This window comes from Bradyrhizobium sp. HKCCYLRH3097, from assembly GCF_051167875.1.
Taxonomy (GTDB): Bacteria; Pseudomonadota; Alphaproteobacteria; order Rhizobiales; family Xanthobacteraceae; genus Bradyrhizobium.
This window is the reverse complement of sequence record NZ_JBNPTX010000003.1, coordinates 46,260-59,320: the sequence shown is the minus strand read 5'-3', so window position 1 is coordinate 59,320 and position 13,061 is coordinate 46,260. Positions and strand designations below refer to the sequence as shown.

The 13,061-nt window shown below is 66.4% G+C and carries 14 protein-coding genes; 8 read left to right on the top strand and 6 right to left on the bottom strand.

Features of this window, described 5'->3' with window-relative positions:
- The first annotated feature begins 19 nt into the window (after positions 1–19).
- The 6 genes from ACQR0U_RS09280 to ACQR0U_RS09255 all read left to right on the top strand — a co-directional run bounded on the left by ACQR0U_RS09280 (position 20) and on the right by ACQR0U_RS09255 (position 5,249).
- On the top strand, positions 20–316 hold the full coding sequence (locus tag ACQR0U_RS09280; protein WP_315752789.1) for a (2Fe-2S)-binding protein: 297 nt from the start codon (positions 20–22) through the stop codon (positions 314–316).
- On the top strand, positions 313–1,719 hold the full coding sequence (locus ACQR0U_RS09275) for an FAD-dependent oxidoreductase (RefSeq protein ID WP_434863287.1): 1,407 nt from the start codon (positions 313–315) through the stop codon (positions 1,717–1,719). Before ACQR0U_RS09280 ends, ACQR0U_RS09275 begins: the two co-directional genes overlap by 4 nt.
- Positions 1,716–2,849: an NAD(P)/FAD-dependent oxidoreductase gene (locus ACQR0U_RS09270; protein ID WP_434863286.1), complete on the top strand. Its 1,134-nt coding sequence runs from the start codon at positions 1,716–1,718 to the stop codon at positions 2,847–2,849. The genes ACQR0U_RS09275 and ACQR0U_RS09270 overlap by 4 nt, the downstream gene beginning before the upstream one ends.
- 7 nt (positions 2,850–2,856) lie before the next feature.
- A complete protein-coding gene (locus tag ACQR0U_RS09265) occupies positions 2,857–3,204 on the top strand; it encodes a RidA family protein (protein WP_434863285.1) in 348 nt (115 codons plus the stop codon).
- 126 nt (positions 3,205–3,330) lie between these two features.
- Complete coding sequence (locus ACQR0U_RS09260) at positions 3,331–4,722, top strand: M20/M25/M40 family metallo-hydrolase (protein ID WP_434863284.1); 1,392 nt, start codon at positions 3,331–3,333, stop codon at positions 4,720–4,722.
- Between the two features lie 347 nt (positions 4,723–5,069).
- Positions 5,070–5,249: a hypothetical protein gene (locus ACQR0U_RS09255; RefSeq protein WP_316174186.1), complete on the top strand. Its 180-nt coding sequence runs from the start codon at positions 5,070–5,072 to the stop codon at positions 5,247–5,249.
- Between the two features lie 495 nt (positions 5,250–5,744).
- Here ACQR0U_RS09255 and ACQR0U_RS09250 read toward each other — a convergent pair whose 3' ends face one another.
- The 5 genes from ACQR0U_RS09250 to ACQR0U_RS09230 are packed head-to-tail and all read right to left on the bottom strand — an operon-like array spanning position 5,745 to position 9,711.
- Positions 5,745–6,512 carry an ABC transporter permease gene (locus tag ACQR0U_RS09250; protein WP_315752795.1) on the bottom strand — a complete coding sequence of 256 codons (768 nt, stop codon included), beginning with the start codon at positions 6,510–6,512 and terminating at the stop codon, positions 5,745–5,747.
- Complete coding sequence (locus ACQR0U_RS09245) at positions 6,509–7,276, bottom strand: ABC transporter permease (protein WP_315752796.1); 768 nt, start codon at positions 7,274–7,276, stop codon at positions 6,509–6,511. The genes ACQR0U_RS09250 and ACQR0U_RS09245 overlap by 4 nt, the downstream gene beginning before the upstream one ends.
- Positions 7,273–8,076, bottom strand: coding sequence for an ABC transporter ATP-binding protein (locus tag ACQR0U_RS09240; protein WP_315752797.1), 804 nt, complete (start codon positions 8,074–8,076; stop codon positions 7,273–7,275). Before ACQR0U_RS09240 ends, ACQR0U_RS09245 begins: the two co-directional genes overlap by 4 nt.
- Position 8,077: 1 nt before the next feature.
- Positions 8,078–8,776, bottom strand: coding sequence for a GntR family transcriptional regulator (locus ACQR0U_RS09235; protein WP_315752798.1), 699 nt, complete (start codon positions 8,774–8,776; stop codon positions 8,078–8,080).
- A complete protein-coding gene (locus ACQR0U_RS09230) occupies positions 8,776–9,711 on the bottom strand; it encodes an ABC transporter substrate-binding protein (RefSeq protein ID WP_315752799.1) in 936 nt (311 codons plus the stop codon). The genes ACQR0U_RS09235 and ACQR0U_RS09230 overlap by 1 nt, the downstream gene beginning before the upstream one ends.
- Positions 9,712–9,810: 99 nt before the next feature.
- Between ACQR0U_RS09230 and ACQR0U_RS09225 the strand changes: the two genes are divergently transcribed.
- The gene (locus ACQR0U_RS09225) at positions 9,811–10,800 is read left to right on the top strand and encodes a fumarylacetoacetate hydrolase family protein (RefSeq protein WP_315752800.1); all 990 of its coding nucleotides are present in this window, start codon (positions 9,811–9,813) and stop codon (positions 10,798–10,800) included.
- A 50-nt stretch (positions 10,801–10,850) separates the two neighbouring features.
- On the top strand, positions 10,851–11,627 hold the full coding sequence (locus tag ACQR0U_RS09220; protein ID WP_315713232.1) for a cyclase family protein: 777 nt from the start codon (positions 10,851–10,853) through the stop codon (positions 11,625–11,627).
- A gap of 260 nt (positions 11,628–11,887) precedes the next feature.
- On the opposite strand, the gene ACQR0U_RS09215 is transcribed toward ACQR0U_RS09220, so the two are convergent.
- Complete coding sequence (locus tag ACQR0U_RS09215; protein ID WP_315752801.1) at positions 11,888–12,502, bottom strand: SOUL family heme-binding protein; 615 nt, start codon at positions 12,500–12,502, stop codon at positions 11,888–11,890.
- Positions 12,503–13,061: the final 559 nt, after the last annotated feature.

The window sequence follows — 13,061 nt, the reverse complement described above, 5'->3', positions numbered from 1 at the left end:
AGGCGCCATGGAGACGATGATGTTCAAACGAACTGAGGGTGATGCGAGGGGATCGGTGACGATCCATGTCGGGGGCCAGCCGATTGCCGCGCGCGAGGGTGACTCCGTGTCGGCGGCGCTGCTCGCCTCCGGCCTCGACGTCCGGCGCGCCACCGCGGTCAGCGGCGCAAGGCGCCTGCCTTATTGCATGATGGGCGTGTGCTTCGACTGCCTCGTCACCATCGATGGAGTCGGTAACCGGCAAGGCTGTCTCGTGCCTGTCGCCGAGGGCATGCAGATCGAAGTCCAGAAGGGCAAGCGGGAGATCGGCAAATGAGCGCCGCGCCGAAGCATGATGAATATGACGCCGTGGTGATCGGCGCCGGTCCTGCGGGCCTCGCTGCTGCAGAGATGACGGCTGGCGCCGCTCTGTCGACGCTGCTGCTCGACGAGAACGCCGGCCCCGGCGGCCAGGTCTGGCGTGCGATCGATGCGACGCCTCTGAAGAGCGAAGCGCTGCTCGGCGCGGACTATTGGTCCGGCAAGCAGCTCGTGAAAGCCGCGCGCGACAGCGGTGCGGAGATCATTCATCGCGCCACGGTGTGGAGCCTCGACCGCAATCTCGAGATCGGCGTCTCGGTGGCCGGCGGCTCGGCCTTCATCAAGGCCAAGCGGGTCATCATCGCGACCGGAGCGCAGGAGCGTCCGTTCCCGATTCCCGGCTGGACCCTGCCCGGCGTGATGACCGCGGGCGCGGCGCAGACGATGTTGAAATCCTCCGGCCTCGTGCCTGACGGCCCGACGATTTTGGCCGGGCAGGGGCCGCTGCTGTGGCTGCTCGCGGCGCAGATCCTGCGCCTCGGCGGCCGCATCGATCGCATTCTCGACACCACCCAGCGCGCCAACTACATCGCGGCGCTGCCTCATGCCCTCGCGTTCCTGACCTCGCCCTATTTCGGCAAGGGGCTCGCGATGATGCGCGAGGTGCGCGCGAAGGTGCGCGTCACCAGCGGCGTGACCGAACTCGTGGCAGAGGGCGAGGGCAAGCTCTCGGCGGTCAGCTACGCCACAGCGGGCGGCAAGCGCGAGACACTGGCGGCCGAGTTGCTGCTGCTGCATCAGGGCGTGGTCCCCAATGTGAATCTCGCGATGGCCGCCGGTGTCGAGCATCGCTGGAACGAGCTGCAGCTGTGCTGGACTCCGGTGCTGGATGCCCTTGGTAACAGCTCCATTCCCGGCATCGCCATTGCCGGCGATGGCGCCGGCATTGGCGGTGCGCAGGCGGCCGTGGTGCGCGGCCGGCGGGCGGCCGGGGATGCGATCAAGGCGCTTCGCCCGCGCGCAAAGGTCACCGATAGGTCTGCGGAGCTGGCCCGCGCCGAGCGCGGCAGGACCTTCCTCGACGTTCTGTTCCAGCCGGCAAAGCAGTTCCGTATCCCGCAGGGCGACACCATCGTATGCCGCTGCGAGGAGATCACCGCCAAGGACGTGCTCGACTCCGTCGCGATCGGCGCCACCGGGCCGAACCAGCTCAAGGCCTATCGCCGCACCGGCATGGGGCCGTGCCAGGGGCGGCTGTGTGGCCTCACCGTCACCGAGCTGATGGCCGAGGCGCGCGGCAAGACCCCGCAGGAGATTGGCTACTACCGGCTGCGCGCGCCGGTGAAGCCGATCATGCTGTCGGAGCTCGCAGGCCTGCCGAAGACCGAAGAGGCCACCAAGGCCGTGGTGCGCGGATGACGGTGAAGACGGATGCCATCATCGTGGGTGGTGGCATTCACGGCTGCTCCACCGCGCTGCATCTGTGCTTGGCAGGGCTCAAGCCCGTGCTGATCGAGAAGGACTATGCCGGCCGCCACGCCTCCGGTGTCAACGCCGGCGGCGTGCGCCAGCTCGCGCGCGACGTCGCGGAGATTCCGCTGTCGATCCGCTCGATGGGCATCTGGGAGAACATCAGCGACCTGGTCGATGATGATTGCGGCTTCGAAAGCTTCGGCCAGGTGCTGGTCGCCGAGAACGACGCGGAGCTCGACGCCTGTCGCGCCCGCGTCGCCGATCTCAACGCGCGCGGCTTCGGCCACGAGGAGCTGATCGACGGCACGGAACTGCGTCGCCTCGTGCCGGCGGTGGCGGAGAGCTGTCCGGGCGGCGTGGTGTCGCGGCGCGACGGCGCGGCGCAGCCCGCGCGCACCACGACGGCGTTCCGCCGCAAGGCGGAGCAGCTCGGCGCGCTCATTCGCGAGGGCGTGGCCGCGACGAACATCCGCAAGGACGGCAAGCTTTGGCATGTCGACGTCGGCTCCGAGAGCTTTGCCGCTCCGGTGCTGGTCAATGCCGCCGGCGCCTGGGCCGGCCGCATTGCGGAACAGTGCGGCGAGCCGGTGCCGGTCGAGACCATCGCGCCGATGCTGATGATCACGTCGCCCGTCGCGCACTTCATCGATCCCGTCGTCATCCTGCGCGGCCGCAAGCTGTCGTTCAAGCAGTTCCCCAACGGCACGGTGCTGATCGGCGGGGGCCATCTTGCAACGCCCGACCAGGACCGCAACGAGACCGTGCTCGACTGGCGCAAGCTGTCGGAGAGCGCGCGCACCGTCGCGGAGCTGTTCGCGGTGATGCGCCGCGCGACCATCGTGCGCGCCTGGGCCGGCATCGAGGCGCGCATGCGCGACGACATTCCGGTGTTCGGGCCGAGCGCCGTTCACGACGGGCTGTATCACCAGTTCGGCTTCTCGGCGCACGGCTTCCAGCTCGGCCCCGGCGCCGGCGCGGTGATGGCCGAGCTCATCGCGCACGGCGGCACCCAGACGCGCATCGGCGATCTCAGCATCGCGCGCTTTCAGAACTCCATCCCTTCACCATCCACATGAGGACATGATGACCATCACCCGCAAGATCCGCTCCGCCATCCACCACCGCATCGTCGAGGCCAACGGCTTCGTCTTCATCGGCGGCACCATCGCCGACGATACCTCGGCCTCGATGGGCGAGCAGACCCGCAACATCCTCGGCAAGATCGACGGCTTCCTGAAGGAAGCTGGCACCGACAGGTCGCGCGTCGTCTCCGGCCAGATCTTCGTCACCGACCTGTCGAAGAAGAAGGAGATGGATGCGGCCTGGACTGCGTTCTTCGGCGACGACCTGCCGGTTCGCGCCACGGTCGGCGTCTCCGATCTCGGCGGCGGCGCGCTGATCGAGATCGTGGTCGCGGCCGTCAAGGGTTGAGCATCGCGCCGCATCGAGCGGTCAATCGATCACGCGCGGGGCTCGCTCCGCGCGTGATTTGCTTTTCGGTCCAATTCGATCGAACATGAGCCTGTCCGTCCACCGCACGCGCCGAAAGCCGACATCATGAATGAAGAGCGTAGCCTGCCGCGTCCATCTGCTGGCCTGAAGGCAGTGTTCGCTCACATCGAGAATCAAAAGCAGGATTTCCTGGCCCGCGTGATGGACTATGTCCGGCATCCCTCGATCAGCGCTCATAACATCGGCATCACCGAGGTCGCCGCGCTGCTGGTCGCCATGCTGCAGGAGATGGGCCTCGACGCCGAGACGATCGCGACCGCCGGGCATCCGATGGTGCTCGGACGCTGGCAGAAGAAGCCGGGCGCACCTACCGTGCTGCTCTACGGGCACTACGACGTGCAGCCGCCGGATCCGTTGGAGCTGTGGCTGAGTCCGCCGTTCGAGCCGACCATCCGCGATGGCCGCATCTATGCCCGCGGCATCGGCGACAACAAGGGGCAACATTTCGCGCAGCTCATGGCGATCGAATCCCATCTCCGAGTGCATGGCGAGCTGCCCTGCAACGTGATCTTTCTGCTCGAAGGCGAGGAGGAGATCGGCAGCCCGCGCATCGCCGATTTCGTCGCTGAGCATCGCGACGAGCTGAAAGCCGATTTCGTCGTCACCGCGGACGGGCCGATGCACCCCTCGGGGCGGCCGACCATGACCTATGGCGTGCGCGGCATGTGCTCGTTCGAGCTGCGCGCGAAGCACGCCAGCCGCGACGTGCATTCTGGCAACCTCGGCGGCATCGTGCCGAATCCGATCTGGACGTTGGTCCACCTGCTCGGGACGATGAAGAATGCCGCGGGCGAGATCACCATCGAGGGGCTGCATGATGCGATCGTGCCGCCGAGCGAGCTGGACATTGCTGCCGTGAAGCGCCTGCCGCTGGACCTCGATGCCGCCAAGGCGAGCCTCGGTCTCAGCCATCTCGATGCGCCGCCCGACCGCGGCTACTACGAACGTCTGATGTTCCATCCGACGCTGACCATCAACGGCTTGCACGGCGGTTATGGCGGACCGGGCAGCAAGACCGTGCTGCCCTGCGAGGCCTTCGCCAAATGCGACATCCGCCTGGTCGAGGCGATGACGCCGGACGACGTGTTGGCGAAGGTGGAGGCGCATGTGAAGCGCCATGCGCCGGAGGTGGAGTTCATCCGGCGCGGCGGCATGCTGCCGTCGCGCGTGCCACTTGATTCGCCGTTCGCCGCGATCATCCGCGACGCGATTGCGCTTGCGCAGGGCGTGACGCCGCTCGAATTCCCGTGCACCGGCGGCAGTCTGCCGGACTACGTCTTCACCAAGATCCTCGGCATTCCCGCCTTCGTCGTTCCCTATGCGAATGCCGACGAGGCCAATCACGCGCCCAACGAGAACATGACGATCGACTGCTTCTACAATGGCATCCGCACCGGTGCGGCACTGCTCGACCGCGTCGGCGCGCGCGTGCGCTGATGCCGGCGGAACGGCCATCACGATTCCGCGTGCAGTGCGGGAGGCGTCATCGAGCAGCCACGAACGGATGGCAAGCACACGGTCGTCCGCCGCCTTGCGGGTGAATCGGCCGCACGCGGCGAGATCGCGCATGGATTAACGCAGTTGATATCGCCTAGTCTCGGAAGGGATTAGTAATCGCCGCTTCAGGGCTCGGAGCTGCCACATGCACGACCCCGTTGACCAGCCGAGTGATTCGGCAAGTTCCGCTTTCCCTTGCGCGCGCGATCAGCGCAGCGCTCCGGAACACCCCGCCGCGGTTCCTGTGATCCAGCTCGACCACGCGCCAGCAATCGAGCCTGCGCCCAATGTCGATGAGGCTGCACAAAGCCCTGGCGCTCTCGGTCGGAAACGAACCGATGACGCGCATCTTGTCACACCAACCATGTGGCGCTGAGAAGGTCCCGCTCTTGGCGGCGATCGAACATGCGATGTTCGGCGACGAGTTCCTGAAGAACACCTTCGCCAACAACATTCGAGACTTTTGAGATCGCCACCTACAAGTCGCGGCTCGCATTGTGCCGTGCCGCCGGTGTCGAGGAGGGTTCGCGCGCCCCGCGAGCAGTCGTTGCAGGAGGAGGACCGATGGCAGGGTGGGTCGACTCCAATGCCGAGAAGGTCACGGAATTTGTTGGGTATGAGGAGCGTCAGGCGGCGTAACCTGGCGGTATCTCGGTCGGGATATGGAACCCGTCAGCGCGATGACAACCTCCGGTATCATCCGGATACCCACGACTCTCCTGATCTAGTAAGTAAAAACTAGCCCTTCTTGGGGCGTTTCCTCCCTGGACTTGGGCCGCCTGCACTTCGTGTGTCGGCGGCCTCTTTCTTTCAGGGGGGTGGGGTGGTGCTCTGGCCCCCGCAATCGGCCCCATGGGCGTTCGGTCCAGTCGCGCTCCTCCAAGCCGGTGATATCTCCGCGACAGTGTGAGATCGAGATCGCCCCACGCCGCGTCGCCGACCGGGCGCGTGCGACCGGAGCCTCAGCGCCGCGCGTGCTGCCAGCGCAGCAGCCGGCTCTCGGCCGCGCCCATCGCGAGCGCGGTCGTGTAGCCGATGATTCCGAGCAGCATCACGCCGGCAAACAGATCCGCCGAGCGGAACGAGCGCGCCGACAGCAGCACCCATTGGCCGAGGCCGTCGAGACCGGCGAGCATCTCGCAGACGACGGCGAGGATCAGCGCGACCGTGAGGCTCAGCCGCATGCCGGCGAGGATGTCGGGTGCCGCCGATGGCAGCGCGATCTTGAAGATCACGGCGAGCCGCGACATGTGCAGCACCCGCGCGACTTCGTAGAGTCGTGGTTCGACCGCGGCGAAGCCGTGGATCGTCCCGAGCAGCAGCGGCCACAGCGAGCCGAACGCGATCACGAACAGCGCCATGCCCTGGCTCAGTCCAAGAACGGCGATGGCGACAGGAATGATCGCTGAGACCGGCAGCGGCCGCAGCAGCTCCAGGGTCGGTGCGACGTAGATGCGCATCGCCTTCGAGGAGCCGATCATGGCGCCGAGCGCGATGCCGGCGGCGGAGGCGAGCAGCCAGCCATAGGCCATATGCGTGAGGGTGCCCGTGAGCTTGGTCAGGAGATCGCCGCTCGTGAAGCCGCGCAGCAGCGCCGCCCAGGCGCGGTCGGGGCTGGGAAGAAACACCGGTGATATCAGCCGCTGATCGGCGGCGCACTGCCACAGCACGATGATGCCGGCGGCGACGGCGAAGCTGGCGAGGCGCCAGGCGGCGACCGACCACTTCATGCGGGGTCTCCCATCGCGGCCGCGCGCTCGAACAAGCTTTGTTGTGCAGCCATCAGCGCGGTATTGAGCGCAAACCCGGTCACGCCGATCCATACCAGATAGGCCAGCATCAGATCGGGCCGCAACGCCTGCTGCGCGGTCATGATGGCGGCGCCGAGGCCGAGCGGGTTGATCGCGATCTCCACCGTGACCGCGACGATCAGCGCGATGCCGGCGGCGAGCCGGAACGCCAGAAAGATGCGGGGCAGGGCGGCGGGGATGACGATCTTCCTGATGCGATCGCGCTGCGTCAGCCGCAGCACGCGCGCCACCTCGATCAGCCGCGGCTCGATGCCGCCCACCGCGGCACGCGTCACGATCAGCACCGGCCAGACGCAGGCAAAGGCGACGATCGCGATCTCCATGCGATAGCCGAAGCCGAGCGCGATCAGCGCGATCGGCAGCAGCGCCACTGAAGGAATGGGCCTGATCGCCTCGATCGTGACCTCCATCAGCCGGTTGAAGATAGGCGACAGGCCGAGCGCGATGCCCAGCACGAGGCCGATGGTGCCGCCGAGCGCGAGGCCGGCGAACACCGAGGCGAGCGTGTCGCGCGTCGCCGCCAGCAGCGAGCCGTCGGTCAGCGCGCCCAGCAAGGCGAGCGCGATCGCGCTCGGCGGCGCCAGCGAGTCGCTCTGCACGCCGGCGAGCCGCATCCAGGCTTCGAACACGAGCAGTGCCGCGAACGGCAGCAGCGCGGGCTTGATGCGATCCGGCATCGTCATTCGCTCGCCTTGATGAAGTCGAACAACTCGCGCCGCAGCCGCAGGAACTCCGGATGCTCGCGCGTCGCCAACTGGTCGCGCGGCCGCGGCAGGCCGATCTTCAATTCCAGGCCGACGCGGCCGGGATGCGGCAGCAGGCCGACCACGCGGTCGCCGAGATAGATCGCCTCCTCGAGATCATGCGTGACGAACACGACGGTGGCGCCGGTCGCCGCCACCAGCGCCAGCATCTCGTCCTGCAGTCCCTGGCGCGTCATCGCGTCCAGCGCGCCGAACGGCTCATCCATCAGCAGCACCTTCGGATCCTGCGCGAGGCAGCGCGCGATCTGCAGCCGCTGCTGCATGCCGCCCGACATCTCGGTCGGATATTTGGCCGCATGGCCGGCGAGCCCGACCTTGGCGAGCAACTCGGCGATGCGCGCCTCGCGCTGTGCGGAGGGCATTCCGATCGTCTCCAAGGCCAGCGAGATGTTGCCGGCGGCGGTGCGCCACGGCAGCAGCGCCTTGCCATAGTCCTGGAACACGACGGCGATCTCGCGCCGCGGCGCGCGCATCGCCTCGCCCTCGAAGCGCACGCTGCCGCCGGTCGGCTGGTACAGCCCGGCCGCCAGCCGCAGCGCCGTGGTCTTGCCGCAGCCGGAGGCGCCGACCACGCACAGGATCTCGCCAGATGCGACCTCCAGGCTGATCGTGTCGATGATCGTCTTGCCGCCGAGCACCAGCGCGACATCGTCGAAGGCGATCTGCGCGCGCGCAGGCGAGGGAGATGATTGCACCAATGCGAGGGCAGGCTCTGCCATCTCAGGCTCCCTTCGGATGCGGATAGACGATATCGACGGTCGAGCACAGATGTGCCTCAAGCCGCGCTTGGGCCGCGGCGGCATTGCGCGCGAGCACGAGGTCGGCGAGCGTCTCGTGCTCCTTGATGAATCCGCTGCCATCCTCGAAGCTGCGCATCATCACGCGGCGGTAGCGATAGGCCTGGTCGTAGAGATCCGAATGAGCGGCAAGCAGGCGCCGTGATCCGCAGGCCGCCAGCAGCGCGGTGTGAAACGCCTTGTGCAAGCGATCGAACTCCGGCGCGCCTTCGCGGAACTCGCTCTGCATGCGCTGGATGTAGCGGCGCATCTGATGGAGCGCGGCGATGATGCCGGCCTCCCATTGGTCGTCGCCGCTCTGCATCGCCAGCCGCAGCGCCTCTTTCTCTACGACAGTGCGCATGCGCGTGATGTCGACGAGATCGTCGCGGCTGACCTCGGCGACGCGAAAACCGCGCTGGCCGATGCCGACGATCAGGCCGCGCGACACCAGCCGCGACAGCCCCTCGCGCAGCGGCGTCGGCCCGATCTCGTAGCGCTTGGCAAGCTCGACGATCCCCAGACGCGAGCCGGGGGCCAGAATGCCGGCGACGATGTCGCGCTCGATCAGGGCGGCGGCGCGCTCGCTGAGCGTGTCGCCGCTCGTCGGCTCAGTCTGCAGGATCGGGTTCGTTGCCGTCATCAGTTGAGGATCAATGTCTTGAGATCGAGCTTGCTCTGCAACATCTTCTGCGCCGACATCACGTCGATCCACCACGCCAGCTGCTCGGGCTTCAGCACCGGCTCGGCGTAGTTCGGCGCCGTCAGCTTGACCAACTCCAGCGGCTGCTTGGTGAATTTGGCGATGGCGGCCGAGGCCTTCTCACGATCATTGTTCACGATTGGGGCGGCCTCCGCGATGGCGGCGCGGAATTTCTTCACCGTCTCCGGGTTCTTCTCGGCCCATTCGCGCGAGGCCGCATAGAAGATGATCGGCTCGGTGCGGGCGAGTTCGGCGGCGTAGCGCGCGCCGACCGTGCCGAGGCTGGCATTGGTCATGCGCGTCACGAACGGTTCGGCCGTCAGCACCGCATCGACGCCGCCCGACTTGATGGTGTCGGCCATAGTCGGAAACGTCACCTCGACGAAGTTGACGCTTCGTGGATCGACGCCCTTCTCGACCAGCCATTTCACGAACAGCACGTGCAGGAAGGCGCCGATGCCGGGGGCGCCGACCTTCTTGCCCTTGAAGTCCTGCGGCCCAGTGATGGTGATGCCGTTGCGCACGAAGGCGGCGACCGCATCGTTCGAGGTCTTGTTCATGATCGAGGCGCCGGAGACCGCGACGAGGTCGAGCCCACCGTCGGCGGCCTGGAGGAACACGGTCGATGTCGGCCCGCCGATCTGGATCGAGTTGGAGAGGATGGCGGCGGGGATGTTCGAGTTGATCCCGATCAGCACCATCTCTGCGTCGAGCCCGTGCTTCTTGAAGAGACCCTCATCGACCGCGACCATCGCCGAGGCGCAGTCCGAGGTGGCGGTGCAGCCGATCTGGATCTTCTCCGCGCGTGTCGCAGATGTGAGCACAAGCGTGGCCAGCACCGATCCGAGCGCAGCACTGATGATCCGATGACGCATCCTTGACTCCTCCCCGGGCGCCCGTCTCTCGGACGCCTCTTGTTTATCGATATTTTATATGTTTGTATATTTTTAGACAGAACACAAGGGGAGGCCAGCGTGAAACTTGCGACATTTCGGGCGGAAGGCGGGGAGCGGATCGGCGTCGTCCATGGCGGCGATTCCAAGCTTTTCGACCTCACCGCGGCCGCCGATCGTGCTGGCAAGAGCAATCCGGCGTTCGGCTCGATGCTGTCGTTGATCGATGCCGGCGAAGCCGCGCTCGACGCAGCACGCGCGCTGGTCGAGCGCCATGGCAGCGACGAAAGCCTCTCGCGCGACGTCGGCGGCACCGAGCTGCTGGCCCCGGTGCCGGAGCCGCGGCAGATGCGCGACGGCATGTCGTTTCCGCTGCACATCCTGCAGGCGCCGCGCGGCCAGCGAAAGCTCGCGGCGCGGCAGCGCGGCGACGCGCAGGAGCTCGCGCGCATCGATGCCGAGCCGCTCGGCGAATTGCCCGAGGTCTATCGCAAGGTCCCGATCTTCTACATCACCAACCGCTTCAGCGTGCGTGGCCCGAACACGACGGTGAAATGGCCGCGCTACAGCAAGGTGATGGACTATGAGCTGGAGTTCGGCATCATCACCAGGGGCAAAGGCAAGGATATTCCGGCCGCGAAGGCGCGCGATCACATCTTCGGCTTCACGATCTTCAACGACTTCTCCGCGCGCGACACGCAGCGCATCGAGATGGACGGCCGGCTCGGCCCCTCCAAAGGCAAGAGCTTTGACGGCGGCAACGTGATGGGGCCGTGGATCGTGACCCCCGACGAGATCGGCGATCCCTATCGCCTGAAGATGGAGGCGCGGGTCAACGGCGAGGTCCGCTCGCGTGGCGTCAGCGAGGGCATGCTATTTTCGTTCGAGGAGCTGATCGCCTATATCAGCAAGGACGAGACCCTGATGCCCGGCGAGTTCATCGGCTCGGGCACCGTCGGCAACGGCTGCGGTCTCGAGCTCGGCTGGTATCTCGAACATGGCGACGTGATCGAGCTCGAGGTCGAGAAGATCGGCATCCTGAAGAACAAGGTCGAGCGGCAGGACGTCTGATCCTGCTGCCGACGACAACAACCAATAACGACAAAGCGAGAGGACCGCCCATGGCCCGCAGACTGATCGACATCTCCGTGCCCTTGCAGAACGACGTGCCCGCCGATCCGCCCGGCAATCATCCGACCATCACCTATATCGACCATCAGCAGGGCCTGCCGCGCATGCTGCAGTTCTTCGACGGGCTGAAAGCCGAGGATCTGCCGGACGGGCAGGGCTGGGCGGTCGAGCAGGTGAATCTTTCGACCCACAACGGCACGCATCTCGATGCGCCCTGGCATTTTCATCCGACGATGAATCGCGGCGAGCGCGCCTGGACCATCGACGAGGTGCCGCTGGAGTGGTGTTTGCAGCCGGGCGTGAAGCTCGACTTCCGTCGTTTCCCGGACGGCTATGTGGTGACCGCGAGGGATGTCGAGGATGAGCTCAAGCGCATCGGCCACACGCTGTCGCCGCTCGAGATCGTCGTGGTCAATACCTCGGCCGGCGCGCGCTTCGGCCAGGCCAACTACGTCAATTCGGGCTGCGGCATGGGCTATGAGGCGACGATGTATCTGCTCGAGCGCGGCGTGCGCCTGACCGGCACCGACGGCTGGAGCTGGGACGCGCCGTTCGTGTTCACCGCGCAGAGATACGCCGAGACCCACGATGCCGCGCTGATCTGGGAAGGCCACAAGGCCGGACGCCACATCGGCTATTGCCATCTTGAGAAGCTGCACAATCTGGAGCAACTGCCGTCGACGGGGTTCATGGTGTCGTGTTTCCCGGTCAAGATCGAGCGCGCCTCGGCCGGATGGACGCGGGCGGTGGCGATCATCGAGGGGTGAGGCGGCTAATCTCCGATTGAAGTCACGACATGGGTTCTGGCGCGTTTGATCTTCGCGTCATTCCGCGCCAGCGCGACGAGCCCGGAATCCATCGAGCCGCGCGACGTGCTGAAGGATGGATTCCGGGTTCGCGCTGCGCGCGCCCCGGAATGACCGAGGAGAGGGCTCGGCAAAGCCAGAGAGGGAGCTCGTTGCGCGTCGTGGTGACAGTTGCGAGCCGACCTTAACTACAAAATCAGGCCGCTCTCTCTCATCTCGCTTTAGCAACTACACGCCAGCATGACCTCGTTCCGCCGCAGCATCGGCAGGGTCCAGGGCGGATTGTAGAACGCGAGCAGCGGCGATCCGGTGACGGTCAGCCCCTTGCGCTGCGCGTAGTCGCGCAGTTGGCGAGTCTTGTCAGCGATGATGCCGTCGGAGGTGGAGCCCGAAAAGGTGATCGCGACCATGCGCTGCGCAGACTGGGCCGTCAGCTTGATCCGGGCATCGGCCGGCGGCGGCAGAGTGTCGAGCGACCAGTTCGAGGGCATCACGAAGCTGATGCTCCAGCGGTCGCTGGCGACGCCATCGGCGGGCGCGATGGTGGCGCTGGCCTGCTGCTGCACCGGTGCCGTCATCGCGATCTTGGCTTTCGCACGGTTGGCGCCGAAAATGTAGCCGGCGATGATGCGAAAGCCTTCCTCGATCGCCGGCTTGCGCGCGCCCTGCACCTCGGCCTGCGCGATGATCATCGGTGCATAGGCGCGGATTTCGAAGTCGCCATCGCGCGAAACGACGTCGTATCTGGGATGTTCGACCCGGCTCATGAGCGGCCCTGCGGCAATGGCGGCGCCGGCGAGGACAAGCACGGTGGCGCCTGCGAGCCAGATCAGCATGCGGCGTCTCCTCGGTGGTGTCGGCTCGGTCATCGCGGTTGCGCCGTCAGGTTTGAATAACGAGGAAACGCGAGCGAAGGTCCGGCAGATCACGTGCCGGCTGCCCGCCTGCGGTCGTCCTTCGACGCCCGACTGTAGCGTCGCCCGGATGAGCGCAGCGATATCCGGGATCGCACGAGGCGTAGGGGACCCGCGGATGTCGCTGCGCTCATCCGGGCTACGCGCGTGCCGATGGCGGTGCATGCCCGTCGGGCGACTCGGGCTCGGGCGCGACAAGATGCGCCGCCCCGCAACCCCTCTCATGATCCAGATCGTGCCTGCGCCGAAAACGAAAATTCCGCAGCGCGCTCAGCGCGATCGCCTCTGTCCAGATCTCGGCGTAAAAATTTCCAACTTTCGTTTTATCGGAAGATGTGCTCTCCTCCCTCCATCCCGCCTCATGCAGAGGGGCGTACGCGTCGTCACGATACGTTGAGGCGGGGAGCGGTGGCCGCGGGTCTGTCAGGCGCTTTTGCGCAAGACGACTGTCAGCTCGCGGACGTTCAAGCCGTGTGGTCCT

Bases quoted from the DNA above. Each gene is read 5' to 3' on its own strand.
- ACQR0U_RS09280 (WP_315752789.1), top strand. From the start codon at position 20: ATGTTCAAACGAACTGAGGGTGATGCGAGGGGATCGGTGACGATCCAT.
- ACQR0U_RS09275 (WP_434863287.1), top strand. From the start codon at position 313: ATGAGCGCCGCGCCGAAGCATGATGAATATGACGCCGTGGTGATCGGC.
- ACQR0U_RS09270 (WP_434863286.1), top strand. From the start codon at position 1,716: ATGACGGTGAAGACGGATGCCATCATCGTGGGTGGTGGCATTCACGGC.
- ACQR0U_RS09265 (WP_434863285.1), top strand. From the start codon at position 2,857: ATGACCATCACCCGCAAGATCCGCTCCGCCATCCACCACCGCATCGTC.
- ACQR0U_RS09260 (WP_434863284.1), top strand. From the start codon at position 3,331: ATGAATGAAGAGCGTAGCCTGCCGCGTCCATCTGCTGGCCTGAAGGCA.
- ACQR0U_RS09255 (WP_316174186.1), top strand. From the start codon at position 5,070: ATGTCGATGAGGCTGCACAAAGCCCTGGCGCTCTCGGTCGGAAACGAA.
- ACQR0U_RS09250 (WP_315752795.1), bottom strand. From the start codon at position 6,512: ATGAAGTGGTCGGTCGCCGCCTGGCGCCTCGCCAGCTTCGCCGTCGCC.
- ACQR0U_RS09245 (WP_315752796.1), bottom strand. From the start codon at position 7,276: ATGACGATGCCGGATCGCATCAAGCCCGCGCTGCTGCCGTTCGCGGCA.
- ACQR0U_RS09240 (WP_315752797.1), bottom strand. From the start codon at position 8,076: ATGGCAGAGCCTGCCCTCGCATTGGTGCAATCATCTCCCTCGCCTGCG.
- ACQR0U_RS09235 (WP_315752798.1), bottom strand. From the start codon at position 8,776: ATGACGGCAACGAACCCGATCCTGCAGACTGAGCCGACGAGCGGCGAC.
- ACQR0U_RS09230 (WP_315752799.1), bottom strand. From the start codon at position 9,711: ATGCGTCATCGGATCATCAGTGCTGCGCTCGGATCGGTGCTGGCCACG.
- ACQR0U_RS09220 (WP_315713232.1), top strand. From the start codon at position 10,851: ATGGCCCGCAGACTGATCGACATCTCCGTGCCCTTGCAGAACGACGTG.
- ACQR0U_RS09215 (WP_315752801.1), bottom strand. From the start codon at position 12,502: ATGCTGATCTGGCTCGCAGGCGCCACCGTGCTTGTCCTCGCCGGCGCC.